22 protein-coding genes are annotated in these 26,284 nt (G+C 46.8%); 10 read left to right on the forward strand and 12 right to left on the reverse strand.

Going from position 1 to position 26,284, the window contains the following annotated elements; all coding sequences use genetic code 11:
- The 5 genes from OIM59_RS10110 to OIM59_RS10130 all read right to left on the reverse strand — a co-directional run bounded on the left by OIM59_RS10110 (position 1) and on the right by OIM59_RS10130 (position 6,017).
- Positions 1-1,584, reverse strand: coding sequence for an Eco57I restriction-modification methylase domain-containing protein (locus OIM59_RS10110; RefSeq protein ID WP_299172277.1), 1,584 nt, complete (start codon positions 1,582-1,584; stop codon positions 1-3).
- Entirely contained in the window at positions 1,574-2,257 is a 684-nt protein-coding gene (locus tag OIM59_RS10115; protein ID WP_299172280.1) for a restriction endonuclease subunit M, read from the reverse strand. Before OIM59_RS10115 ends, OIM59_RS10110 begins: the two co-directional genes overlap by 11 nt.
- A gap of 828 nt (positions 2,258-3,085) precedes the next feature.
- Positions 3,086-3,964: a hypothetical protein gene (locus OIM59_RS10120; protein ID WP_299172282.1), complete on the reverse strand. Its 879-nt coding sequence runs from the start codon at positions 3,962-3,964 to the stop codon at positions 3,086-3,088.
- A gap of 147 nt (positions 3,965-4,111) precedes the next feature.
- Positions 4,112-4,714 carry an RloB family protein gene (locus OIM59_RS10125; RefSeq protein WP_299172284.1) on the reverse strand — a complete coding sequence of 201 codons (603 nt, stop codon included), beginning with the start codon at positions 4,712-4,714 and terminating at the stop codon, positions 4,112-4,114.
- A gap of 4 nt (positions 4,715-4,718) precedes the next feature.
- Entirely contained in the window at positions 4,719-6,017 is a 1,299-nt protein-coding gene (locus OIM59_RS10130; protein WP_299172287.1) for an ATP/GTP-binding protein, read from the reverse strand.
- A gap of 258 nt (positions 6,018-6,275) precedes the next feature.
- Between OIM59_RS10130 and OIM59_RS10135 the strand changes: the two genes are divergently transcribed.
- Genes OIM59_RS10135 through OIM59_RS10145 form a run of 3 tightly spaced genes read left to right on the forward strand, consistent with a single transcriptional unit; the run spans position 6,276 to position 12,107 of the window.
- The gene (locus tag OIM59_RS10135; protein WP_148329630.1) at positions 6,276-7,091 is read left to right on the forward strand and encodes a hypothetical protein; all 816 of its coding nucleotides are present in this window, start codon (positions 6,276-6,278) and stop codon (positions 7,089-7,091) included.
- 22 nt (positions 7,092-7,113) lie between these two features.
- Entirely contained in the window at positions 7,114-11,364 is a 4,251-nt protein-coding gene (locus OIM59_RS10140) for an AAA domain-containing protein (RefSeq protein ID WP_303896479.1), read from the forward strand.
- 14 nt (positions 11,365-11,378) lie between these two features.
- Positions 11,379-12,107 carry an SDR family oxidoreductase gene (locus OIM59_RS10145; RefSeq protein ID WP_299172360.1) on the forward strand — a complete coding sequence of 243 codons (729 nt, stop codon included), beginning with the start codon at positions 11,379-11,381 and terminating at the stop codon, positions 12,105-12,107.
- On the opposite strand, the gene OIM59_RS10150 is transcribed toward OIM59_RS10145, so the two are convergent.
- The gene (locus tag OIM59_RS10150) at positions 12,097-13,467 is read right to left on the reverse strand and encodes an MATE family efflux transporter (RefSeq protein ID WP_072543006.1); all 1,371 of its coding nucleotides are present in this window, start codon (positions 13,465-13,467) and stop codon (positions 12,097-12,099) included. The two genes, OIM59_RS10145 and OIM59_RS10150, sit on opposite strands and share 11 nt — an antisense overlap.
- Before the next feature lie 246 nt (positions 13,468-13,713).
- Between OIM59_RS10150 and OIM59_RS10155 the strand changes: the two genes are divergently transcribed.
- Positions 13,714-15,057: an MATE family efflux transporter gene (locus tag OIM59_RS10155; RefSeq protein ID WP_303896482.1), complete on the forward strand. Its 1,344-nt coding sequence runs from the start codon at positions 13,714-13,716 to the stop codon at positions 15,055-15,057.
- A 39-nt stretch (positions 15,058-15,096) separates the two neighbouring features.
- Positions 15,097-15,672, forward strand: a complete 576-nt coding sequence (locus OIM59_RS10160) for a Crp/Fnr family transcriptional regulator (protein ID WP_303896484.1) — start codon at positions 15,097-15,099, stop codon at positions 15,670-15,672.
- Between the two features lie 10 nt (positions 15,673-15,682).
- On the opposite strand, the gene OIM59_RS10165 is transcribed toward OIM59_RS10160, so the two are convergent.
- Positions 15,683-16,414 carry a hypothetical protein gene (locus OIM59_RS10165; protein ID WP_369695920.1) on the reverse strand — a complete coding sequence of 244 codons (732 nt, stop codon included), beginning with the start codon at positions 16,412-16,414 and terminating at the stop codon, positions 15,683-15,685.
- A gap of 361 nt (positions 16,415-16,775) precedes the next feature.
- Here OIM59_RS10165 and OIM59_RS10170 point away from each other — a divergent pair, with 361 nt between their 5' ends.
- From OIM59_RS10170 to OIM59_RS10185, 4 genes are all read left to right on the forward strand, one after another.
- Complete coding sequence (locus tag OIM59_RS10170) at positions 16,776-17,480, forward strand: response regulator transcription factor (protein WP_303896488.1); 705 nt, start codon at positions 16,776-16,778, stop codon at positions 17,478-17,480.
- Positions 17,481-17,640: 160 nt separating this feature from the next.
- Entirely contained in the window at positions 17,641-18,222 is a 582-nt protein-coding gene (locus tag OIM59_RS10175; protein WP_303896489.1) for a sugar O-acetyltransferase, read from the forward strand.
- 100 nt (positions 18,223-18,322) lie between these two features.
- The gene (locus OIM59_RS10180) at positions 18,323-19,045 is read left to right on the forward strand and encodes a DUF1349 domain-containing protein (RefSeq protein ID WP_303896491.1); all 723 of its coding nucleotides are present in this window, start codon (positions 18,323-18,325) and stop codon (positions 19,043-19,045) included.
- A gap of 298 nt (positions 19,046-19,343) precedes the next feature.
- Complete coding sequence (locus OIM59_RS10185; RefSeq protein WP_303896023.1) at positions 19,344-20,855, forward strand: IS1182 family transposase; 1,512 nt, start codon at positions 19,344-19,346, stop codon at positions 20,853-20,855.
- Between the two features lie 179 nt (positions 20,856-21,034).
- Here OIM59_RS10185 and dnaK read toward each other — a convergent pair whose 3' ends face one another.
- The 3 genes from dnaK to OIM59_RS10200 form a co-directional block, all read right to left on the reverse strand.
- The gene (dnaK, locus tag OIM59_RS10190; protein ID WP_299172313.1) at positions 21,035-22,957 is read right to left on the reverse strand and encodes a molecular chaperone DnaK; all 1,923 of its coding nucleotides are present in this window, start codon (positions 22,955-22,957) and stop codon (positions 21,035-21,037) included.
- A gap of 190 nt (positions 22,958-23,147) precedes the next feature.
- Positions 23,148-24,227 carry a PspC domain-containing protein gene (locus OIM59_RS10195; RefSeq protein WP_303896494.1) on the reverse strand — a complete coding sequence of 360 codons (1,080 nt, stop codon included), beginning with the start codon at positions 24,225-24,227 and terminating at the stop codon, positions 23,148-23,150.
- A 12-nt stretch (positions 24,228-24,239) separates the two neighbouring features.
- Positions 24,240-24,569 (reverse strand): PadR family transcriptional regulator, encoded by a 330-nt coding sequence (locus tag OIM59_RS10200; RefSeq protein ID WP_072543016.1) that lies wholly within the window; start codon positions 24,567-24,569, stop codon positions 24,240-24,242.
- Positions 24,570-24,739: 170 nt separating this feature from the next.
- Here OIM59_RS10200 and OIM59_RS10205 point away from each other — a divergent pair, with 170 nt between their 5' ends.
- Positions 24,740-25,237, forward strand: coding sequence for a GNAT family N-acetyltransferase (locus OIM59_RS10205; RefSeq protein ID WP_303896498.1), 498 nt, complete (start codon positions 24,740-24,742; stop codon positions 25,235-25,237).
- 53 nt (positions 25,238-25,290) lie between these two features.
- Here the strand turns inward: OIM59_RS10205 and OIM59_RS10210 are convergent, their stop codons facing one another.
- The gene (locus tag OIM59_RS10210) at positions 25,291-25,923 is read right to left on the reverse strand and encodes a lysine exporter LysO family protein (RefSeq protein WP_072543018.1); all 633 of its coding nucleotides are present in this window, start codon (positions 25,921-25,923) and stop codon (positions 25,291-25,293) included.
- Complete coding sequence (locus OIM59_RS10215) at positions 25,920-26,198, reverse strand: LysO family transporter (protein ID WP_072543019.1); 279 nt, start codon at positions 26,196-26,198, stop codon at positions 25,920-25,922. Before OIM59_RS10215 ends, OIM59_RS10210 begins: the two co-directional genes overlap by 4 nt.
- Positions 26,199-26,284 lie beyond the last annotated feature (86 nt).

Genomic DNA, 26,284 nt, shown 5'->3' on the forward strand with positions numbered 1-26,284 from the left:
TTATTCCATTGGGCGTATCATTGATTCTATAAAGTTTATTTCGTTTTTATCCAAACCATATTTAGAATATAGCTCTTTATCGATTCTATCTATAGATGAATCCCATCTTATATCAGAATTAGATGTGAAATCTTGAAGAGGTATCAATTCAAAAGATTCTCTCGATATATTTAGTGAATGGCGATTATAAAAAAGAAGAGCCCTGAAAAACTTTGTTTTAATATATGACAAGCAATTTTCAGCTTCACTTTTTGTTTTAAAGCTACCAATCATTAGAAATGTTTCTGTACAAATGGTTTTAGGAGTACCAAGTATAATTTCGGGTGGCACAGTAGAGGTTGTCATATATGCTTTGGAAAAGAATAATTTGTATTGATTTATTGTTTCATGTCCTTTACTAATTGCATCTTCTTTTATATAGCCAAAAACTCTTTTTGCACCTCCTTTTTTGCCTTTTACACCATATATTTTTATAGCCGTTTTATCCTCCCCGTCGGCTATTTTAATTGTCGAATATGATTCTGGTGTATTAAAAAAATCTGCATTAAATCCATAAGGATTTCTTGCTGAAACGATAGATTGAAATTTTGTTTTATCAACAGAAGCTTTGCGGATTATAGAACTTTGTCTGAAATCTCTGATTATAGTTCCTGAATAATCACATTTCAGAAACCTAAAAGAATGATTTGTGCTACCATCCAATGATTTAAAATGATAATCAACCTTGCCATTATAATCTTTATCCCAAAGAAAAAAGCAAACGCCTCCATCAATATGTAATCCTGTAAAACATTCTTTTGCATCTTCAAAATCATATATTGTTTTTATTCTTGTGTCATTCATCATTGTTTTACGGAAATCGTTTAATCCTTTACCTCCTTTCATCCATCGAGATGGAATAATCATAGTCAGATATTTAGGAGATAATTTCTTTGCATTTTCAATGAATAAGTGATATATTGGTTTTGCACTATCTCCTGTTCCTCCTCCATCACTCATCTGGTACGGTGGATTTCCTATAATCACATCGAATTTCATTTTAAAGACCTTCTCTACATCTAAGTTGTGAATAAATTGGTATGCATAGCTCTCTAATTCCGGTTTCCGGTCGTATTCATTTTGTGACGTACCGCAATAAATACATTTGCCATCTTTCCATGTGTGGTTGATACGCTGGTAAATGATATTCCCTTGAGGTTTGTTCTCAGGAAATTGGTAAGCCGAGAACTGGCTACATGGGTATTTACTGCAATACACACTCCGGCGCGACAGCAAGCTGGTAAGTTCGGTAATGGCGATACCGAACAACTGCTTTGAGAAAATATGCTCGATACGTTTCTCAAGGTCAGGTATCTGACGTTCAAGACCTTTAATCAACCTCTTGGCAATCTCGCGAAGGAAAACTCCGCTTTTGCAACATGGGTCGAGAAATCTTGTATCAGGATTCTCAAACAGCTCCTGCGGAAGCAAGTCGATTATCTTATTAGCCAATTCGGGAGGGGTAAACACTTCATCGTTGCTCAGATTGGCTATGCAGGACAGTACGTCCGGATTATAGACGTTATGTAATAAACTATTCTCCATAATCTTGAACTTTTTTATAGTGGGTGATGTATCTTCTCAGGAATATTCCACCCTCTTCCTTTTGCTCTTCGCTGAGCGCAAAAAGATTACCTTCGCTATTGTCGTTGTAAAGTAGAAGGTCGGACATGGTATAATCCGAGCGTTGCATCCGGTTTCCGCTGATTAGTGCCCATTCGGAAAAAACTATCGGTGCCGAAGTGTCGTTACCTTCTGCATCCACACACATAAGAGTAAGGGCATTTCCGTTGATGATATTTCTGCTGATAATAAACTTTGCAGCCTGTCTGACGTCTTCCGATGCGTCCGATTTGCAGTGTGCAGTGTATTCTTCGTTCCAGATGGAGAACAGACGTTCGCGACATTCCTCTACGTTGTCACGCATGATATCCACACCGTATAGACTGCCGATGGCTACAATAGCCTGTTTCTCATAGTCGTAAGGACTGTTCTTGTATTTCCGGCGGAGTTCTGAGAGTTTGCGTTTTAGAATAGCAGTCAGGAAATTGCCGTTGCCGCATGCCGGTTCTAAGAAACGTGAGTCGGGACGGAGGCACTCGTTGGCTACAAGGTCGAGCATGGCATTTACCTCTCGCTCGGCAGTAAAGACTTCACCTCTTTCCGCTACTCGCTGTCGGGATATGATTTGGGATTTTTTCTGATTGTTCACCGCCATTTGCAGCCATAATTAATGCGGATAAGGGCTACAATACCGCGGTAATATATTAAGGTATAGACATAAAAAAAGCGTGAAGCCCTGAACTGTTGCTCGCTTCACGATCTGAGGCCTTCGCATTGCCCTGTCTGTCGAAACGAACAACGCAAAGCCCCACGCCGATATGTATAATACTACCTATATGCCGTATACTACCATAAAGTGTACGGGTACACCTATGGCTATACGACAATTGAGGTCTGTATATAACACACCACGGGGCATCTACGTTGCTTTGTTTTTGACAGACAAATTGAAAGTTGCGAAGTTTCAGATCGTCAAAACCAAAGCGTAGTAAACGCCTTTGAATATGTCATGTCCCTGTCACCTCATCTTTTCTAAGATATTAAGAAAAGAACGTTTGGTGCAGGTCTGTACGATTTTCATGTAAACAAAAGGCTCAAAACCGTTTTCGTTTATGGAAATCGCAGTCATTGTTTCGCAAAGTTAAGGAAAATATTCTCATCTTCATACAAAGATGGGTAATTATATATTGGAAAGCCGGAAATCTGATATAAAGTTCCCCTGTATAGATGGTGAAATTTGAGTGTGTTTCGCCATCTATATAGGGGAATAATGTAAGTATTATTGAGAAGTATGAGGAAATACTTACATAGGATTTAAAGTGATATTGACTGGCCTCAAACAGTTACAGACATTGACAGCGACTATATATGAAATAAGACTTGAATAAAAATGAAATAACCTTCATTGAATCAATGATAAAACCTATGTAGCCTATCAGCTATTTGCGTAGATATATCTATTTTGTTTCATAACCTATTGTGTCTACTTTCGATGTGATTTGGTTATAGGATTAGTTGGAATTATTTGTGTCATATATATAATACCATAACCAAATTCCTTATTTAAGTATTCAATTATCTTAGGGGCAGTCCAATTGGTCTTTTGTTGCAATTCTTGGAATTTAGCTGATACTTCCTTTTTGCAATGCTTGGGAATTATAATTAATGTTTGTGTCCGAAAAACTGCGGAATTTTCTGAGTCAGGACGAGTCATCAGTTGCAGGACTTCATCATAGTCCAATTCTGAGAAGATATTCAGACCAGCTTCGTAACTAGGAATATATGTCATAACATCTTGATTCATCATTTCAATCATCAATTTATCATGGTCAGAAAAAGGAATATGACAGTCATTAAACTTAATTATCACCTTTCCGTTTTTCTTCATCTGAATATGGAAATGTGAATAGTCGCTATTTGTACCTGAATGCCCTTCAAAATCAGTTTTCGCAAGAGAAAATGTCCATTCGAACTCTTTATATCTAATTGTTGTTTCAAAAATTTTATTACAGTCATTTCCTTCGCTTGTATCATCAATATTAACAAATGGCTTATCGGAATTTGCAACCCATGTCAAATAACCATACAATCTAAGAAGGCCTTTACCACTATAAAGCAGCTTTATTAACAGTTTTTTCTTTATAATAGGATTGATGAGCCAATGAAAACAAGGATTATTCTCGTCCACATAATCCAATGGTTCTCCACAGATATAGCATATCCCTTTTTTCAGACCTTCTTTAATACCATTAAAATCATGTTCATCTTCTTTTATTTGAGTTTCATTCATCTTTTGGATGAATTCAGATTCTAATTCATTACACAACTCTTTAAAATTTATGTTTTTATATTGATTATACATACCTTAGCTTATTATGTTATAAAGTTATCAAATCAACGTATGACCTCTTGAAATAATACATAGTGTTATAATAATGTTTTATTTGTTTACACCGACAGATTATTTTTTGTATTGCCATATTGATTTACGTTAAAATGCTAACGTTTGTTAGATTTTATTTAGTAATTTGATTACTTTATGAATCTCTGAATACGCCATTAAATCCTCCGGTGAGTCCTTACATAATTGACATAACTTCTCTGAATTTGACATTGCCCGTTCCAAATCGCCGTTCTCTGTCAGATATTTATAAAGATTGGTTCGTATGAAGTATCGTTTGGTCTTTTCATATCCCGGCATATACTTCTGTAACTCAGGAAGTAGCTGCTCGTAACTCTCATATCGTCGGCAAGCTACATTAGATAAGAAATGAAGCAGGAACCAGAATTCTGTGCATGGGTTTGTTTCTACGAACATCACTTTGCCGGCATATTTCTTTGCGTCATACTTTTTCTTTGCCCGTTGATATAATTGCATTTCGGTGGGAAACTGCAATAGTCTATCCATATCAAACAGGCATACGATATAATCATATTGCTTGTTCAAATAGGATTCTACCAATTTTAGAATATGATTGATGTCGCTATGCTGCGGAAAATCAGGCGCAACCTTGAAAGGATAACGACATGCCACCCTCAATGAATCAAAATAGAACCACTCGGTTTCTCCTTCGCCTATGATGGCGATACTTTTCGTCACTGTCCGCCTCATATCATTAGTCGTTTAGGTTTATGTATTGACTGCCAAGGAACGGAAGCTTAACTAACTTACCCTGTTTGTAAGCATTATACGGGGAAAGATTCTTGTGCAGACCTAAAGATGAAAGACGTACTATTTTAGTTTCTCCGTATTCGTCTTTGTCCGTAAACCATATTGTGTCACGGCGAATAAAGTCCTCATTAAGTAGATTGATGTCGTGTGTTGTAAGCAGCATTTGGGATGTTCCTTCGCTGTTAGCTAAAAAGACTTTTATGAAATAAGCCAACAGTTCATAATGGATGCTTGTCTCTACTTCATCAATAGGTACAAAACGGTTGGTTTTTAACAGGAAATTCAGAATTACCGCCATCCCCAAAAATCTCATTGTACCATTCGATTCGTATTCTTCCGATAAATCATATAGCTTGTCACCTACCTTGTGCTTGAATGTCAATTCTGCATTTGTGATCTTCCCTTTTCTAAGCATTTCGGCTTTTGCTTCATCGCCAATAGGGGCGTTCTGAATCAGTTGTTCCAGTTCCGGGGTAATCAATTCCTCCTCTTCGTGTAATACGACATCTTCTATGTTGAAATCGGATGCTTTCAGAAAGTTTAGTATGAACTTCTTCAAGTCGCCGGATTCGTCTTTGTCTAATTGTGATTTGACATAGCCTGAAAGAAGCATACCTGGCAAAAGCACATCTTTTACTTGTTTAGCAAAGTAATCGTACACATCGTTCAACCTGGTCCGTTCTACATTGCTTTTGCCAAATGCAGCAAGCACACTGCAATTGTTAATTGTGTTGCCGGAAATCACGTCTTGGCTCTTGCGTGGCATTTTCAAGTTTACGCCGAAATCTATTGTCGTGGAATCTGTTTCCGGGTCATAACTGCGGCTGTACAGTTTGGTAGGACGTATGGAATCGTAAACAACCAATGTCTCGGAATGGATATAGTTTGCATCCAGTTCAAAACTAAGAATGTACTTCGACCGGTTAATATAGAATACCATAGACATCTTCGTCCTTTCTTTCCTTGACGTGTCATCCAGCATGAAAGGAACGACTCCTGTTTTTTCATTTCGGTCTTTAGGCATCCGTAACGCAAGCATCCTGAAAAATTCAATGGCATTCAGGATGTTGGTCTTGCCGGAAGCGTTTGCACCATAGATGATTCCCACTTTCAGCAACTTTACTCCATCCTTAATTTCATAAGAATATTCATCAGACATAAAGGTATCTGATGAAGGCTCAAAACTTATCTTTTGCGGAGATTTTATTGAGAAAAAATTTTCAATGACGAATTCTGCTATCATATTCGATAAATTTATCTATCACACTGTACAAAGATAGAAATAAAATTCCATATAAAAAGTTATAGCATATATTTCCGTAATAAAACTACAGAATTCAAATACAAAGTATAAACCCAAATGGTTTTATAACAATAATATAAAATTGCGTTCCTATTAAATGAAAAAAAGCCAGACGGACTAACCTTAGTTTTTGCTACATACCCTTCATAAATCCCAAAAAAGTCGTATATTTGAAGCAAGAATTCAACTATACGACTTATGAAACTCATGCAATTTATTCAAGGAATGTTCCTGACAACCTGCATCCTGCTCTTCGCAGCCTGCAAAAACGATGATGGTCCGATTTACCTCGTCAGCGTGGACAACCAGCAAAAAATAACCGACGGCACGATAGAACTCAGTCTGTTCAGCACAGGCGAAAAATTCTTCATCCGGGGAGGAGATGGGAACTACACCCTCAAAAACGGAGATGCCACCATTGCGGACTACCGCTACGATGGAGAAACCCTGACCTTCCTTCCGGTCAGCATCGGCCAGACCTCTACCACCATTTCCGACCGGAAAGGAAACAGCTACACCGTATCTATCTTGGTCAGCAATCCTACAGATGAATACCGGGTGGAAAGCTTGGAAGCAGAAGTGGAAGGCGATAACCTCACCAAAGGAGACGAATCGACCTTAAAGGCACGCATCCTAGAGGAATCCCCTCTCCAGGCAGAAGGACGCTTTTCCTTCATCTATTCAGATGCTTCCCAGTCGTATGGGGAACTGAGAATTTTCCCGAACAGCACAGGTAACTATCAGCTTGGCATTTTTGAACGTACCCTCAAATATACAGAAGATACAGGAGAACCCTATCTGCGCATTGAGGCTACCATGGCGGGAAGCACCAAGCAGCAATATACCTTCATGCTGTTTGAAAACGAAACGACAGCAGAAGGGACGGCAGCGTCCGAATCCGCTGAAAGTACAAACACAGTTTGCCTCATCAAGGAAGACGTGACTGACCAGTACAAAGGAGAATTCAACGGACTCACCAAGGCTTACCGTATCTATCACTTAATTAAACAGTAACGCCGGCCTGCCTTTTTTGCACATGTCCCGTATCGAACTCCAATCTTTCGATTTGTTCCGTCGCATCGAACAGATTCACCGTCAGCCGACGGCCGCTCCCGACAATTTACAAGCCAAATACATCCTGCTCCACAAAGTGCTGGAGCAGGCTTGTTATGAACTGACCACGGGGGTCACCCTTTCCTTTGCCAACCTGTTTTCCCGTCTGGACTACGTCTGCAAGGAGAAAAAGATGACTCCTTCCGACCGGTATGCCATCCAGACCATGCGCCGCAACTGCAACGCTGCCATGGGCGACCATTTTCAGGCCGACATGCAGGAATACCTTTACGACCTGCGTGCCCTGGTACGCTTTGTCTCGCTGGGCTTTGAAGAAGACATTCCGGCTTCCATCCTTCCGGAAATCCCTCACTCCAACCGTCCGTACCAAGGTACACGCCTGTCGCACATTCCCTACGTGCGGGCTTCCGTGACCAGCTGGAACGACACCCAGATTTTTGCGGCGACCGACAGCGAGACCGACCCTTTCATCATCATCAACTATGCCAAGGGAGGCTATCAGGGCGACTTACTTTACCTGAAAGATTTGCTGACGGAGAACCTGCCCCTGAACCTACTCGATGTGCGGGTGGACGAAGAGAACCATTACATTCCGAACCTTATCGTCATCCATCCCGACTACCTGATTGACATCAGTTCGCTGGCGGCCTGCTTCCGGGAATACGGCCACCACCCACTCAACTATTTCATGAACAAAATCAAGCCGAGAGCCCACACGGCTCCCATCCTGATGGGTAACCTGGCCAGCCAGTTTCTCGACGACTATATCAACGAACAGCCCCAGGAGCCGGTCACCTACCCCCGCAGTATCCAGAAATTCTTTGCCGCTTCGGCCCTTGATTTCTGTACCTGCTCACTCCCGGCCGATTTCCATGCCCAGGCACAGGCCCAGATGATGAACATCCGTTCGTTTGTACACGATGTGCTGCCCCGCAACATCCGGCACTTCAACAAGAAGAACACCCTGCTCGAAGCCTCCTTCATCTGCGAAAAACTGGGGCTGCAGGGACGTGTGGACATGATGCAGAAGGATTTTCAGGTGCTCATCGAACAAAAGGCCGGGAAACGCGACGAATACAATCACCGCCACAAGGAAGACCATTTCATCCAGATGATGCTCTATCAGGGCGTGCTACGATACAATTTCGGACAGGAAACGGAACACATGCAGACCTTCCTGCTCTATTCCAAGTATGCCGACGGACTGCTGCTGGAGCATTTTGCCGAAAACCTGTTCCGGGAAAGCATCAAGCTCCGCAACTACATCGTGCACAACGAGATGCGGCTGGGCGAAGGAGCTATCGGCGAGGTGGTGGATTCCCTCAGCACCGACCTGCTGAACGAGCTGCAGGTGAGCGGAAAGCTGTGGAACGACTACCAGGAACCGCAGTTGCAGACAGCCATCAATACCCTGAAACGCTGCACCCCGCTGGAACGGGCTTACTTCAACCGCTTCTTCACGTTCGTGGCAAAGGAACAGATTCTCAGCAAGACCGGAGGAAACAGTGATGCCTCGCACGGATTTGCCGGCAACTGGCACATCCCGCTGCACGAGAAACTGGAGGCCGGCAACATCCTATTGGGACTGACCATCCTGCAGAAACAAAGCAGCGGACCGGGCAAAGGATACGACCTCATCGAACTGCACATTCCGACACAGGAAGAAGATTTCCTGCCCAATTTCCGGACAGGCGACATGGTGATTCTGTATTCCTACCAGGGAGAACCCGACCTGCGAAAACACATCCTCATGAAGGGAAACATCCTGGCACTGCGCCCGGACCGCATGACACTGGTCTTGCGCAACGGACAGCAGAACAAAGATATTATCGGGGGCGGAGACGACCTTTTCGCCATCGAACATGATTTTTCCGATACCTCGGCCAACAACGGGTTCCGCGGACTATACGCCTTTCTGTCTGCCCGGGCCGACCGGAAAGAACTTTTGTTGGGAGTACGTACCCCTGAACTGAAAGAGGAGGATATCACTCTGAATGGTGAATACGGCCGTTTCAACGAACTCATCCGGAAAGAGAAACAAGCCAAGGATTACTTCCTGCTGGTAGGCCCTCCGGGTACCGGAAAAACTTCGTGTGCCCTGCGCTACATGGTGGAAGAAGCTCTGAGCGAACCGGATACGTCCATCCTGCTTCTGTCGTACACCAACCGGGCGGTGGACGAAATCTGCGGCATGCTCCTCGATTCCGGCATTGCCGGGAAAACTCCGTTCATCCGCATCGGCAGCGAACTGTCGTGCGACAAGCGCTTCGTACCTTACCTGCTGAAGCACAGCCTGGCCGACTGTCCCAAGCTGACTGACATCCGGCAGAAAATCGACCGCACCCGCATCTTCGTGGCCACCACGACCTCCCTCAACAGTCGCCTCAACCTCTTCACGTTGAAGCATTTCCAGCTGGCGCTTATCGACGAGGCCTCGCAGATACTGGAGCCCGACCTGCTCGGTATCCTCTCGGCCCGACACCAGCAACATAACGCCATCGACAAGTTCGTACTGGTGGGCGACTACAAGCAGCTTCCAGCCATTGCCCAGCAAAGTGCCGAAGAAGCTGTCGTCACCGACCCGCTCCTGCGACAAATCGGACTGGAAGACTGCCGCAACTCCCTCTTCGAACGCCTGTATAAGTCGAGTCCCGACACGTGCCGCAGTGTGCTCCGCCAGCAAGGACGCATGCATCCGGCCATTGCCGAGTTCCCCAACCAGACCTTCTACTACCGGGAACAACTGGAGTGCGTGCCGCTTCCCCACCAGCTGGAAGGAACACCCTACGAGGCCGGACCATCTGCCCAAGACCCCATCGACCGTTTGCTGCTGGAACGGAGAATGGTTTTCATCCCGGCAGAAGTTCCCGAAAGTCTCAGCGGCTCCGACAAGACCAACCCGCACGAGGCCCGCATCGTAGCCACCCTGCTGGCTCATATCTACCGCCTGACAGAGTCACGTTTCGACCCCAACCGGACGGTGGGCGTCATCGTGCCCTACCGCAACCAGATTGCCATGATCCGGAAAGAAATAGCCCGCCTCCAGCTGCCTGCCTTGCTGGACATCTCTATCGACACGGTAGAACGCTACCAGGGCAGCCAGCGGGATGTGATTATCTACTCGTTTACCGTACAGAATTTCAGTCAGCTCAATTTTCTGACGGCCCACACGTTCCAGGAAGACACCTTTCTGATAGACCGCAAGCTGAACGTGGCCCTGACCCGGGCCCGCAAGCAACTGCTGCTGACCGGCAACCCGCACATTCTCGGGGCCAATATCACATTCTACAAACTGCTGGAATACATCCGCCTGCACAACGGTTACCTGGAAACAGATAGCGAATCGTTCTGTCAAGGCAATTTCACCCTCCCGTCTTACCGCCGGAACTGGGAACTGGAGGAAGGCAGCTATTCCTTGCCCACCCACTTCCAGCAGGTTTTCGAGCAACTGGTTCTGCCTCCGCAGGATTGGGAGGCAAACGAGGCGCACTACCGTGAAACCACGGCTTACGGTCGGTGTGACTTCCGTGCCCTACCCGAGGAGATGACTCCGCAGACTTTCTGCCAGGCATACAACTATTTCTATCTGCGGAAACAATATGCAGCAGCACAGGCCCTCTTCACCGGAAGCGGCAACTGGCTGTACGACCTGATTCGGAAAGTCTCCGGCCGGGTGGTGTTCTGTGACCTGTCCTATGAAGCGGGTGCTTCGGGACTGGCCTTTGCTGATGTGTGCCGTTCCCTGCCTCACCTGGACCTGACCTATGTGGGTATCTATCCGATGCAGGAGATGGGGGAAACCGCCGAAGCCTTCTTCCAGACCTCGGCCTACAAGCACATTCAGACAAGCTCGTATCCCCGCTTGTCGGCCGTGAAACCGACGTTCTGGCAGGCACATTCGGTACTGACCGAGCTGGTAATTTTCAACCTCTCCAACCTGTTCGACCGCATTTCACCACGGGAAGCGCGCGACCTCGCCCTGCAAATCAACCAGCTGGTGCATGCCCGCCCCCTGAACCACTACGTACTGGTGTATCGCGACGATGCAGGACCTTGCAGGAACAACCACTCCTATACGGCCTTCTGCAACCACCTTTCGCCCGAGCTGAAACCGCTCCAGCCGCAGATGCCCCTGTGTGGAAAAATCCATTGTAACCCTACCGAAGGACTCCCGCTTTCGCAGGAATTCCTTTATGAAATACGTACCAACTGATGAAAAAGAAACCTATCCAGCGGGCCCTCATCGTAGGGGCCACTTCCGGCATCGGAAAAGAAACGGCCTTACAACTGCTCCAGAAGGGGTGGATACTCGGACTGGCAGGCCGACGCGAAGAAAAACTGAAAGAATTGCAGCAGCTGGCTCCGGACCGTATCCACATCCGGGCCATCGATATTTGTCAGGCAGAAGCACCCGACCGCCTGCAGGAACTGATTGATGAAATGGGAGGCATGGACCTCTACCTGCACTGTTCAGGCATCGGACACCAGAATTACACACTGTCACCGGACATCGAACTTCAGACGCTCGAAACCAACGGAACGGGGTTCGTACGGATGGTCACCGCCGCGTTCCGTTATTTTGCCCGGCAACAAGGAGGACATCTCGCTGTCATCAGTTCCATTGCCGGTACCAAAGGACTGGGAGCCGCTCCGGCCTACTCCGCCACCAAGCGTTTCCAGAATATCTACATCGACTCCCTGGAACAGCTGGCCTGCATGCAGCATCTCCCCATCCGGTTCACCGACATCCGGCCCGGATTCGTGGCCACCGGCTTGCTGAACGACGGCAAGCACTATCCCATGCTGATGTCCACGGAGAAAGTAGCCCGTCACATCGTGCGAGCCCTGGAAAAAAAGAAACGCATCGCCCTCATCGACTGGCGCTACCGCATCATGGTAACCCTCTGGCACCTGATACCGCCTGCCGTCTGGAAACGACTGCCCATCAGGAATTGACGGGCACCCGTCTTTCCTTTGCCACAATCTCCTTCAAGCGACGGTACACATAGATGAAAGCCGGCACCAGGAACAGGTTGGCAAACAGCCAGGCCGTCGGGTCGCCGAAGCAGACGCCCCAAAACTTCCAGGCCGGTACGAGGAAAAGACTGACCAGCACACGGGCTATCATTTCAGCTACGCCCGAAAACATGGCCAGCCGCGTATAGCCTGCCCCCTGAATGGTATAGCGGAGAATACTCAGCGAGCCCAGCAGGATGAAGAAAGAAGTATTGATGTGCAGGAACAGCACGGTATCTTTCATAATCTCCGTCTCCTCGGGCGAAATGAACAACAAGGCAAACTTGTCGGCCAGTCCCCACATTACAATGGCAATCGCTACGGAATAGACCAACATCATCAGCGTGGCCGACTTGATACCCATCCAGATGCGGTCGGGCTTTCCGGCACCATAGTTCTGTCCGGAATACGTGGCCATGGCCATACCCAGACTGTCCAGCGGACACATCACGAACATCTTGATACGCATGGCCGCGGTGAAGGCAGCCACACAGGCCGTACCCAATGCATTGTTCGCACTCTGCAACATGATACTGCCGATAGCCGTAATGGAAAACTGCAAGCCCATCGGCACCCCGATAGACAAAAGCTGACGGGCCAGGTCTTTCCGGAAACGGCGGTCGGACGGCTCGGTTTTCAGGATGTCAAACTTGCGGTACATATAGATGTAGCACAGCAAAGCCGAAAGTCCCTGGGAGAAGACCGTGGCGATGGCTGCTCCGGCTACCCCCCATCCCAGCGTCAGGATACAGAACAAATCGAGAACAATGTTCAGCAACGTGGAGAACAGCAGGAACCAGAACGGGGTCTTGCTATCTCCCAACGCACGGATGATGCTGGAAAGCAGGTTGTAGAAAAACGTACACGGTACGCCGATAAACGTGATGAGCAGATAGATGTAAGCCCCTTCAAAAATATTCTCAGGTGTCTGCATGGAACGTAGGATAAATCCGCAGAGCAGACTCGTGACAATGGCCACCGCCACCGACATCACGGCCGCCAGCTTCAAGCTGACCGACACATAACGCCGCATCGTGACATAATCGCGGGCCCCAAACTTCTGGGCCACCGGAATGCCGAAACCACCACAACACCCGTTGCAGAATCCCAGTATCAGGAAAACCACCGATGTGCTGGCTCCCACGGAAGCCAAGGCATTAATACCTAAGAATCGCCCCACAATGGCCGCATCCACCAGCGAATACGTCTGCTGAAGCAGGTTGCCCAGCAACAAAGGAAAAGTAAAATTCAAAATCAGCGGCAGACTCGGCCCTGATGTCATCTCTCTAGACTGTGCCATAAATATCCTCTCGTTATCCTCAAAAAATAATAAGTGTGCAAAAGTACACTAAAGTTGTGAGACGAGAGAAAATCACCCCGTTAAATAAGGTAATTCGAAGCGCTTTTTTGCCTTAAATCATCCCTGAAAAAACGCAAGGACGTTTTCGAAGCCCCCTTTTCAGAAAATGATTTATTATCATTTGTGAATTTTTTAGTGCCGGAATTGACTTACCTTCGCAGCCAAATGCAAAAACAGAGAAAAGACATGAAAGACAGTATTGACTTCGGAAGCATGGACATTCCGAAATTGTTCCGGAAATTACTTATCCCTACCGTACTGGGAATGATTTTCTCGGCCATCTTCATCATCACCGACGGCATCTTCGTGGGGAAAGGCATCGGCAGCGATGCCCTGGCCGCCGTCAACATCACAGCTCCCCTCTTCCTGATTAATACGGGTGTGGGACTGATGTTCGGCATCGGCGCCTCGGTCGTGGCCTCCATTCACCTGTCGCAAGGGAAAGTAAAGGTGGCCCGCATCAATATCACGCAGGCTGTCATAGTTTCCTCCTTATTGCTCATCGCCTACGCCGCAGTCATTCTCTGCAACGTGGAAGAAATAGCCTTACTGCTGGGAAGCTCACCCCGCCTGTTGCCTCTCGCCGCCGAATACATGTACTGGTTCGTGCCCTTCCTGGTGTTCAGTGCCCTGCTGAGCTCGGGCATGTTCTTCGTGCGACTGGACGGCTCACCCAACTACGCCATGGTGTGCAACATCATCCCTGCCCTACTCAACATCGGCTTGGACTACCTGTTTATCTTCGTCTGCAAATGGGGCATGTTCGGAGCCGCCCTGGCCACCAGTCTGGGCTACATCGTCGGTGCCCTGATGATTCTGGTTTATCTGATGCAGCCTCAGCACATTCTCCGTTTGTGTAAAGTCAAACTGTCTTGGAAAAGCCTGCGGCTCACCCTTCGCAACACCGGCTATATGTGCAAGCTGGGATTGTCCAGTTTTCTCTGTGAGGCAGCCATCGCCACCATGATGTTTGCCGGGAACTACGTCTTTATCCACTACCTGGGTGAAGACGGGGTAGCCGCCTACAGCATCGCCTGCTATTTCTTCCCCATCATCTTCATGGTGTACAACGCCATCGCCCAGTCAGCCCAACCTATTCTCAGCTACAACTTCGGAGCCGGACACCCGGAACGCGTGCGGGCAGCCTTCCGATTGGCCCTGCTGACCGCCATCTCCTGCGGCATCATCGTTTTCGCCGTCACGGCCTTGTTCTCTTCCCCAATAGCCTCCTGGTTCATCGACAGCCGCTATCCGGCACACGACCTGGCCGTCGAAGGACTTCCTCTGTTTGCCTCCGGCTTCGTATGCTTCGGCATCAACATCGTATCCATCGGCTACTTCCAGAGTGTGGAACGCGACCGCCCTGCCATGGCCATCACCCTGCTGCGCGGATTTATCCTCGTGCTTCTCTGCTTCTGGCTGATGCCCCTGCTATGCGGAGTGCCGGGAATCTGGCTGGCCGTCCCCGTTTCCGAGCTGCTGACCTTCCTTTTTGTCCTCACTCTCTACTGCCGCGGCAAACGAAGCTAAGATTTTATTACCTTTGTAGCGACATAGATACCCAAAGGAATGAAGACTTTTAGCGAGATACTGCACGAAAAATATGGACTGAGTGCCTCGGAATCTGAGCAATTACTGGCACAGATGGAACGCCTTACCTACCGAAAAGGGGAACACATCGTACGGGAAGGAGAACGCAACAGCAGTCTCTACCTGGTGGCCCAAGGCATCTGGAGAGGACATTATCTGCGCGACGGAGTGGACATTTCACTCTGGTTTGCTTCAGAAGGAGACACGCTCTTCTCTTCGTGGAGCTACGTGGCCGACCGTCCCTCTCTTACCTCCATCGAAGCCATGAGCGACAGCACGGTCTTCCGCATCTCCAAGCAAAAGATGGAGACTTTTTTTGCCTCTTCCATCGCCTTTGCCAACATCGGAAGAGTCATTTTCGAACGGCAGTTTCTGGACATGGAAAACTGGATGATAAACGGAGGAGCCGCACAGGCGAAACAACGTTACCTTGCCCTGCTGGAGCAGAATCCGGAATTGCTGCAGCATGTCCCGCTAAAGCACATCGCCTCTTATCTGATGATTACACCTCAATCGCTCAGCCGCATACGGGCGGAACTGAGCAGAAAGAAATAACGGAGTAGAATTAATGAACGCCAGTGATGGCACTAATCCAATATCTGCCCTCTTGGTATATAGTCTGAATATTCATTTGATGTGTGTACTTTCCTGCCTGATAAGTAACCTGATAATTATCAGTGTCCAACGGAAGAACTTTCAGACTCTTGAACCACATACTGTCGAAATCAAAATTCGTCACCAAAAGGTCATAGCCCTCGAAAGTATCCTGCAAATATTCCTGTTCTGCTTTCTTGAATTGTTCCAAAGCTGTGTGAGACAGATTAGACAAACGTAAAGACTGCAACCTGGCATTCAAATCGCCGCACATGCTGCAATAGGTAGCCAAATAAACTTTATAAAAACTTTCGACCAATGATTTTCCCGACGAACTATCTATTTTATAAGAAGCTACATTTTCAAAACAAGACAACCACTCATCTCCATATTGGGTATCGCTTTCAATCGGGGTAATATATACAATCTTACATTGGTCATTCACATATCCCACTTTTAATGGAATCTCTACCAGACTGGTACTATCTTTTTTATCCCAAAGATAACTTACCATATACCAGTCGTCTGCAATTTCTCTCACATTCAATGTCTTGATTGCATCTGAATTCACATCTTGTGCCCGTATAATCGGATTGACTCCAGTTGCATAAACCATTCTTTGGAGTTTGGCAGCCAATTCTTCGGTTAAATACTTCTTACACAATGCTTCATTATTCGAATCCACATTTAAAAAGTTCGTCATATAATTCGTATAAAATGTACGCACTTCATCTATGCATGCACCAGAACAGACTGAGCTGCAACAAAGCCACAAAACCGATATAAATAAGAGTTTCCTTTTCATTGTTTAATAGTTAACGTAAGCGTAAGACTTTTCAGTGCCTAAAGTACAGAAATTTATGATATGACTAATGATTTTTGTAAGGAATTTGCATTACAAGAGGAAAAACGACCACTTTCTCCATACTGATTTATAACCATATCTTATCAGGAATACACTCATTTCATCCTGATTCGAAAAAACTTTGTATACTTTTGTGGCACTGTAACCTGAATGTATGATAGAAATAGATGAGAGATTAAACCAAAAGTTCCATCAACAAATGGATGGAGTACACGCACAAGATGAGGAACAACGCCTGTGTCTTATTGCACAGTCCTACTCTATCTGCGAAAACTCCATTGCCGTATTAAGTAATTTGCGTACGGGGAAAAGCCATATCTTCTTCGGAAAGTCCTGCAAAATATTGGGACTAGGTAAACCAAGCACCATTCAAACGGTGGATTCCGTATGGGAAGAAGAGGTTTACAACCGGATTCATCCGGACGACTGGAAAAAACGATGTCTGCAAGAGTTGACTTTCTTCCGCAAGATATCTTCCTCTCATTCAAAAGATATATTTTCCTGGTATCTTGAAAATATCATGAGAATGTGTGACAAGGAGGGTGAATATCACTATTGGAAACATCGTATCTTCTATTTCGCAGGAGGCGGGCAACAAGGGATAAGCTATTCTCTCTGCTTATACAATCTGACCTCAGAAGATAGTGAAGCTGCTTATCTGATAAATACGATGACAGGCGAGAAAAAAATTCTTCTCACGGATGAGAGTCAACTTCTTTCTGACAGGGAAAAAATTATATTGCAAATGATACAAAATGGGAAATCCAGTAAAATGATTGCAGACAGACTGGAAATCAGCAAACATACGGTAGACCGTCACCGGCAGAATATCATAGCCAAACTGCAAGTGAACAACAGCACCGAAGCATGCCATAAAGCAAAAAAGCTGGGATTAATTGATTAAGCAAACAACCGAAATATTGCTCAGGAGGCAAAAGGCTCCACCTTTTCCACATTAACGCGATACCCCCATATCGCTACCACATAAGTAATCCCGTATGATATAGGAAATAAAAGAACACTTTTGATTACTTTTACTTTAAATAAAACCTACCAAAACAAAAATGACAGAATGGGATAAAATGCAGGCGCATCAAATCTGCAATGACTTTGATGCGGATTTGTTTGAACGAAGAGTGAAAGCAAAAAGACTATTCAAGGAATTTAACCGTACCGAAGACCACGAAATTGAACGCCGTCAGGGAATCATGCGTCAACTCTTCAAGAAAGTGGGTGAACGTGTTTGGCTGGAACCAAACTTTACCTGCGAGTTCGGAAAAAACATTACGATTGGGAGTGATGTCTATATTAATTTCGGATGTACCCTGCTTGATTGCGGACAGATCACAATAGGCAATCACACGTTATTAGGACCGAATGTAAGTGCATACTCAGCCAATCATTCACTTGATCCGGCTGAACGGATAGCCGGTGCCTTAGTTCCGAAACCGATTACGATAGGAAATCGCGTTTGGATTGGAGGTAGCAGCATACTCCTCAGCGGCGTTACGATAGGCGATGATACCGTGATTGGTGCTGGAAGTGTGGTCACTCATGACATACCTTCAGGGGTCGTGGCCGCCGGAAATCCTTGCCGTGTCTTACGAAAAATCACCGAGCAAGACAAAGTCGGTTTTCCTTTCTAAAGCAGACTGCCTTTTCAGCGTAAAGTGAGAATGTGACTAAATCACACTTTCGAAAGAGGAAAATATTCAATTTGATTTATTCATTATATAAACAGGAACCATGAAAAAATATCTTTTTTTAGCGATAGCTACGATGATGACAGCCGCTTGCTCTCATCCAACAGCAGACAAAACCCAACCAATTGCAGAAAGCTCCAGACTGACAGACTGTAATGTTTCTTTAAATGGTCTTCATTTTACCAAATCGCTCAACAGAGCCGAAAAGCAAGTGAGTGATTCGGCAGGTATTATCACCTTCCGCGCCAAACCTCAAGCAGATTTTTTCTGTGACCCTAACGGAAAAATATCTCAAGATGATGCCGCCATCCTTTTCATGGAAATAGACAACAAAAAACCTTTTACCTATTCTGCCAAGGTCAAAACGGGATTCACTCCGGAAGGGACCTACAATGCGGCCGTACTCTTTGCGTATGCCAATGACACGCTATGGCAGAAACTGTGTTTCGAACAGGATGAAAGAGGAACGCACCGGGTGGTAAGTGTGCGTACCATCGGCACCTCCGATGACAACAACCATGAAGTGATAAACGAGGATACAGAATCCATCTATTTTAAAATATCGTCCGACACGCAAACCATAGCCAATTACTATTCGTTGGACGGCAAGACATGGCAGATGGTCCGTCTCTATAAAAACGAGTACGGAGATAAAATTTATCTGGGTATCTGCAGCCAGGCTCCTCAATCGGACGAATGTATCTCGACCTTCGAGAACTTACAGCTGACTGCTGATCATGTAAAAGATTTCAGACTGGGAAAATGAATGTGAGTTCCTATTTTAGTACAGATACCATAGCTATTTCATGATTGAAAGGAATGGGAAGGCATCTGTATTCCAATCATTCTTTGTAAAAAAGAAATAGGAAAAGATACAGAAATCCTTGTTACCCAACTTAAATACAAAAACAAAAAGAGGCCGTCTCAAAATGAAATATAATTTGAGATGGCCTTTTTTGTGTCTGCAAAAAAAATCGGGCAAGCCCAAACTTCGCTCAGTCAGGACTTGCCCGTCTCCCTAATTTTTCGTATCTTAGGGAATCAAGCAATATATCCCAAAGATAATGTTTAAAAACTATACCTCCAACGATAATCTGCTTTTACCTCCGTGTTTAGGCGATTTTATTCCCCAGAACGATCCGGTCCGGGTTGTTCACCGCATCATTGAACAGATCAGCCTGGAAGAACTTTACCGCAAGTACTCCGTCAAAGGCTGTCCGGCCTACCATCCCCGCATGATGCTGCAGATTCTGGTATATGCCTATCTGCGCAATATCTATTCCAGCCGCCGCATTGAGGAGTTCTGCCGCAATGACATCCGCTTCATGTGGCTGACCGGTACCAGGGTGCCTGACCACAACACCATCAACCGTTTTCGCAGCAGCCGGCTGAAGGATGTGCTCAAGACCGTCTTCGCCACCATCGTGAAGTTCCTCGTGGCGGAGGGCTTTGTAAGTCTGGACGTAGCCTGCACCGACGGGACGAAGATGGAGGCGAACGCCAACCGTTATACGTTCGTCTGGGGCAAGTCCATCCACACCCGCATCTCCAGAATTGCGGAACAGCTTGAGGAGATATGGCGGTACGCCGAGTCCGTCACCAAGCAGGAGCTGCGCGACTCCGCTCCCGTCACTTACCAGGACATCACCCCCGAGAAGGTGGAAAGGGCGCTGGAACAGATACATGAAGCTCTGGAGGGAACGGATGCGGACCGGAAAGTGAAGGCCAAGGTCCGGCGCGTGAGGAAGGCATGGCCCGAACAGCTGAAGAAATACGAATCCCAGGGAAAGATTCTCGACGGGCGCAACAGCTACTCCAAGACAGACCCCGACGCCACGTTCATGCGGATGAAGGAGGACCACATGAGGAACGGGCAGCTCAAGCCCGGATACAACCCGCAGGTCAGTACCAACAGACAGTTCATCCTGAACTATACCCTCCACCAGTGTGCCGGTGACACCTCCACCTATCCCCTGCACATGGAAGACTTCCATTCCCTGTACGGCAGATATCCTGACGTGTCCGTCTGTGACGCCGGGTACGGAAGCGAGGAGAACTACCTGTACGCCTTCAGGCATGGCATTGAAACCTTCATAAAGTACAACTATTTCCATAAGGAACAGAAAAGGAGCTTCAGGAATGACCCGTTCCTGTCCGCCAACTTCTACTATAATGAAGAAACCGACGGGATGTACTGTCCGATGGGACAGAGGATGGAAAGACTCTCCGATGTAAAGCGGACGACAGACAACGGTTTTGTACAGACCGTCTCAAGGTACAGGGCACGGAACTGCAAGGGCTGCCCGTTAAGATGCCGGTGTCACAGAAGCCGGTCGGAAAGGATTGTGCAAGTGAATCATCGGCTGAGAAAAATCAAGGAAAGGGAACGTGAGAAACTCCTCTCCGAGGAAGGTCTTAAATACCGGAGCCAGCGGCCGCAGGATGTGGAAGCCGTATTTGGAAACCTCAAGAACAACAAGCACTTCAAGAGGTTCCATCTTCGTGGGCTGAAAAAGGTGGAAATTGAGTTTGGCCTGCTGGCCATAGCGCATAATCTTGCAAAAGTAGCCTCTTAGGAGGCTTCTGACGAGGGAAAAACGGTGTAAAACGTGAAATCTGTAGAAGGAAACTTGTAAATTCCTTTTTGAGGAAAAATCCAAACGACTTCAATCTGATATGAAACGACAGAGGCCATCTCAAGGTTTATTTTGAGACGGCCTCTTTCTTATGGATGTTTATCGTTGTTTACCGATACTTATTTCACTTCCTCAAAGTCAGCATCCTGTACATTGTCATTGTTCTTGCTGTTTGAACTCTGACCGTTGTTTGCCTGACCTGTATTAGGACCTGCCTGAGCACCGCCCTGTGCACCAGTCTGAGCGTACATTTCTGCACTTGCAGCCTGGAAAGCAGTTTGCAATTCAGCGCTTGCTGCATCGATACCAGCCAAATCCTGAGCCTTGTGAGCGTCTTTCAACTTCTGAAGGGCAGCTTCGATAGGAGCTTTCTTGTCGGCCGGAATCTTATCGCCAAGGTCTTTCAACTGATTTTCAGTAGTAAAGATCAAGCTATCTGCCTGGTTCAGCTTGTCGATACGTTCCTTTTCCTTCTTATCAGCTTCTGCGTTAGCTTCAGCTTCAGCCTTCATACGGTCGATTTCTTCCTTGCTCAAACCAGATGAAGCTTCGATACGGATGGCCTGTTCCTTACCAGTTGCCTTATCCTTGGCAGATACCTTCAAGATACCGTTGGCATCGATATCGAATGTAACTTCAATCTGAGGCACACCACGACGAGCCGGAGCGATACCTGTCAAGTTGAACTGACCGATTGACTTGTTCTGAGCAGCCATCGGACGTTCACCCTGCAATACGTGGATGGTAACTTCTGTCTGGTTATCAGCGGCAGTAGAGAAGACTTCACTCTTCTTGCACGGAATAGTCGTGTTGGCATCAATCAACTTGGTCATTACTCCACCCATTGTTTCAATACCCAATGTCAACGGAGTGACATCCAGCAATACGATATTACCTACACCGGCTTCCTTGTTCAAAACGGCACCCTGGATACAAGCACCTACGGCTACTACTTCATCCGGATTTACACCCTTAGAAGGAACTTTGCCGAAGAAGTCTTCAACCAGTTTCTGTACAGCCGGGATACGTGAAGAACCACCTACCAAGATGACTTCATCAATATCTGCGTTGTTCAGACCTGCATCGCTCATGGCTTTCTTACAAGGTTCCAGACAAGCCTGAATCAGGTTGTGAGCCAAAGCTTCGAATTTTGCACGAGTCAATGTCTTAACCAAGTGTTTAGGCACACCGGCAACCGGCATGATGTACGGCAAGTTGATTTCAGTAGAAGTTGAAGAAGACAATTCAATCTTTGCCTTTTCAGCAGCTTCCTTCAAACGTTGCATAGCCATCGGATCAGTAGTCAGGTCAGCACCTTCGTCGTTCTTGAATTCCTGAACCAACCAGTCGATGATTACTTGGTCGAAGTCATCACCACCCAGGTGAGTATCACCGTTGGTTGACAATACTTCGAATACGCCACCACCGAATTCCAGGATAGAGATATCGAATGTACCACCACCAAGGTCGAATACGGCTACCTTCATATCTTTGTTAGACTTGTCCACACCGTAAGCCAATGCAGCTGCAGTCGGTTCGTTCACGATACGTTTTACATCCAGACCGGCAATCTGACCAGCTTCCTTAGTGGCCTGACGCTGAGAGTCTGAGAAGTATGCCGGAACGGTGATGACAGCTTCAGTAACTTCCTGACCCAAGTAATCTTCAGCAGTCTTCTTCATCTTCTGCAGAATCATGGCTGAGATTTCCTGCGGAGTGTACAGACGTCCGTCGATATCTACACGCGGAGTGTTGTTGTCGCCTCTTACTACTGAGTAAGGTACACGAGCAATTTCTTTCTGAACCTGATCGTAAGTTTCACCCATGAAACGTTTGATAGAATATACCGTACGTTTCGGGTTTGTGATAGCCTGACGTTTGGCAGGATCACCTACCTTACGTTCGCCACCGTCAACGAAACCTACAACTGAAGGAGTGGTACGTTTACCTTCGCTGTTGGCAATTACCACCGGTTCGTTACCTTCAAATACTGCAACACATGAGTTTGTTGTTCCTAAGTCAATACCAATAATCTTTCCCATAATTGTATCTATTTTTATTATTTTCTAATCAGTTAATTCTGTAGCGCCGAAGCGTTACGCCCTATAAAAGACAAATGTCATGCCAGAAGAAAAAAAAGTCCGTGCCAGCATTTTTTTCTGACACGGACTGCCATTTTGGCCGTTTTATGTGACATTCTTGTCTCCAGACACACTATGGAGACTGACAAAATCAGAGGAACTCTCCCCAAAAAGGAGTAGTCAGAAGGGGTTCCGTCAGGAAAGGCACCTGGAAAATCAACACGATTCCTATGGCCAGGGCCACCATCCACAACAACACCAGCACCACTTTAGCGGAGGTACCCATGGGCTTCCAGCTTCCGAACGACTGCATGACGGCCTGAATCAGTCCGGCAATAGGGATACCCACTACCAGTAGTCCGCACACGGTCAATCCGACAATCACACCTGGAATGGCATGCACACTGCTCCAGTCTACCCAAGGTATGATATTATATATAAAGGTAGGCAAGCTGACAATCATTCCCGTAGCAGCCATCAGCAAGGCAAACAGCACGACCAAACCGACCAATAGGAAAGGTGCGCAGCAAATCAGCAACAACACCAGACACAGTTTCAGCAAGAAACCGAACACAGCTACCACCCCGTTTCCCAACTTATGCAAAGCCGAACGGGGCTTCTCGGAATGTACGTAGTCGTTCACTTTCTCAAAACCGTCGGTCACTGTCCGGCCGATGTTCTCCACATTGATGGGCTCCCCCCGCATCTGCAATTTCTCCGTAGCCGTTTGTGCCAGCGGAATGATAATCCAAGCCAGCAGATAAGCCAGAATCAATCCATGAATCAGGAAACCGGCCAAAATAAAGACGATACGGGTCCAGGTCACGTCCCAGCCGAAATAGGCTGCAAGACCGGATACAACTCCACCCAAGACACGGTCGTCCGGGTTACGGAACAAACGACGGCTGGTTCCCGTCGATTCACTGTCATAAGCCTTCTCACCCGAGGCGGATGCGTTTTCCTCCTCCCCGTCGTTCAGCTCTTCGGGCTTGCCCATACGGGCAATGACCTCTTCCACCTCTTTTATCGTAATCACCTGCAAGCCGCCGCGCAAGGCTTCGTCAAACAGTTCGGCGATGCGGGCTTCCATGTCGCGCACAATCTCATCCGCCCCTTCTTCCTTGCGGAAATGATAGCGAAGGTTATTCAAATAATTATCCAGCAGGATATAGGCATCCTCATCAATGTGATATACGGTGCCTCCTAAATTTACAGTCAGTGTCTTTTTCATGTCATGCAGGTTTTAGATGTTCTGTCTTAAATGGTTTACCGTGTCGGAAAGTCCGTCCCAGGCACTTTCCAGTTCTTTCAGAAAATTCTCTCCTTCCGGAGTCAGTCCGTAATACTTGCGGGGAGGTCCCTGGGTAGACTCCACCCACTCGTACGACAGGAGTCCGTCGTTCTTCAGGCGGGTCAGCAACGGATAGAGCGTGCCTTCCACCACAATCAGCCGGGCCTCCTTCAGTTTCTGGATGATATCGGAAGAATAGGCAGACTCCCGGTGCAACAGCAGCAGGATGCAGTATTCCAGCATCCCTTTACGCATCTGTGATTTTACATTGTCTACATTCATTTCATCTCATTTATCTTGTATGACACAAATATAGGTTTTATCTAGATACTATGCATTGCAAGGTATTATAATTTTAGAACATTTAACAAGATTCTATCTCCATAAAAGCAAAGCAATCGAAAGAAAAAGTACTTTTGTAGAAAACACACTTATTTTATTACAAAACGCCTATGTTTAATATCAGAAAAGCGACAATCGAAGACATTGAGATTATCCGGTCACTGGCCAAGCAGACCTTTCCGGTCACTTACCAGAAGATTCTGACCCCGGAACAAATTGATTACATGATGGAGTGGATGTATTCCGCCGAGAGCCTGAAGAACCAGATGGAGAAGGAGCACCACATTTACTACCTCGCCTACGAGGAGTGCGAACCGGCCGGCTACGTGTCCATCCAGCAGGAAGGGCCCGACCTCTTCCACTTGCAGAAGATTTATGTGCTCCCCTACTTCCAGAAATACAAACTCGGACGGCAACTGTTCGAGCAGGCCATCAAAGGCATCAAGGAACTTCATCCCGAACCTTGCCGGATGGAACTGAACGTGAACCGTCACAATCCGGCACTGGGATTTTATGAGCACATGGGCATGAAGAAGGTACGCGAAGGTGACTTCCCCATCGGCGACGGGTATTACATGAACGATTACATCATGGGGCTGGACATCTAAACGGACTGCCCCGTTCTGTTCATCTCTTTGCGCGGCGGGCAAGAATCAGGTTCTTACAGCTTGCAGAACAAAGAGATGAAGAACGGAACGGACATATCTACCAGGATGCCGTGGAAAATGGCTATCGGCACCACCTCCTTGCCGGATACCCGGATGATGGAAGGCAGGGCCACATCGACAGAGGTCACCCCGGCCACCGAGATAGGGGCCAGTTTCCCGAAATACTTGCAAATCAGAGGGGCTCCCACCAGCGCCACGAGTTCGCGGATGACATTCGTCAAGAGGGCAATGGTAGCCAGTTCCGTGGCCAATTGTGTCCCGATAACCGGAGCCTTCAGTTCCACAATCAGAATGGAGGCCAGGGAGTAATATCCCAGTCCGCTGCCGATGGCCATGCAGTCGAACACGCTCCAGCGGGTCAGCAGCACACTGACCAAGGCGGAGAACAACAAGGTTCCTCCAATCGTAGCCAAGGGAATCAGCAACATCTTCCACCGGAAACCGTGAATCAGCGCTTTGAAATCTTCACCTCCCCCAATGCTGACACCTACCTGAAACATCAGGGCATACAGGATATACAGCGACAACTGGTGCATATCTCCCATTTCCCAACCGGACACATTCCACACGTAACCCAACAGACAGCCCATGAAGAACATGGACAGTACCAACAGACTTCCTTTCATTTCTCACCTCCTTCCTTGAAAAACCACAGATACACCAGCCGTGCCAGCAGCACGCTTCCCGTAATGCCGGCTACACTGAGCAGCAGGGCTTGTCCGCCGAACGAACCCAGATTCTTCACAATCAACGGGTTATAGCCTACGGAAAGTCCCAGTACAAACAGCATCAGGCAAATGGTGACCGAAATGGTCTGATTCACTTTCTTCAAAAAATCACACGTACGAAGGACATATCCCAACAGGACCCCTGCCAGGACAGTCAATATAATACTCCACATAAAAAATCCGAAATTAAAAGTTTACAAGCAATTTCCACCATGCGTCAGAAACGGCGCAACTCTCTGTCTTACAAACTTTCGTGAAG

It is taken from the genome of Bacteroides mediterraneensis, from assembly GCF_025993685.1.
In the GTDB taxonomy this organism is placed as follows: Bacteria; Bacteroidota; Bacteroidia; order Bacteroidales; family Bacteroidaceae; genus Phocaeicola; species Phocaeicola mediterraneensis_A.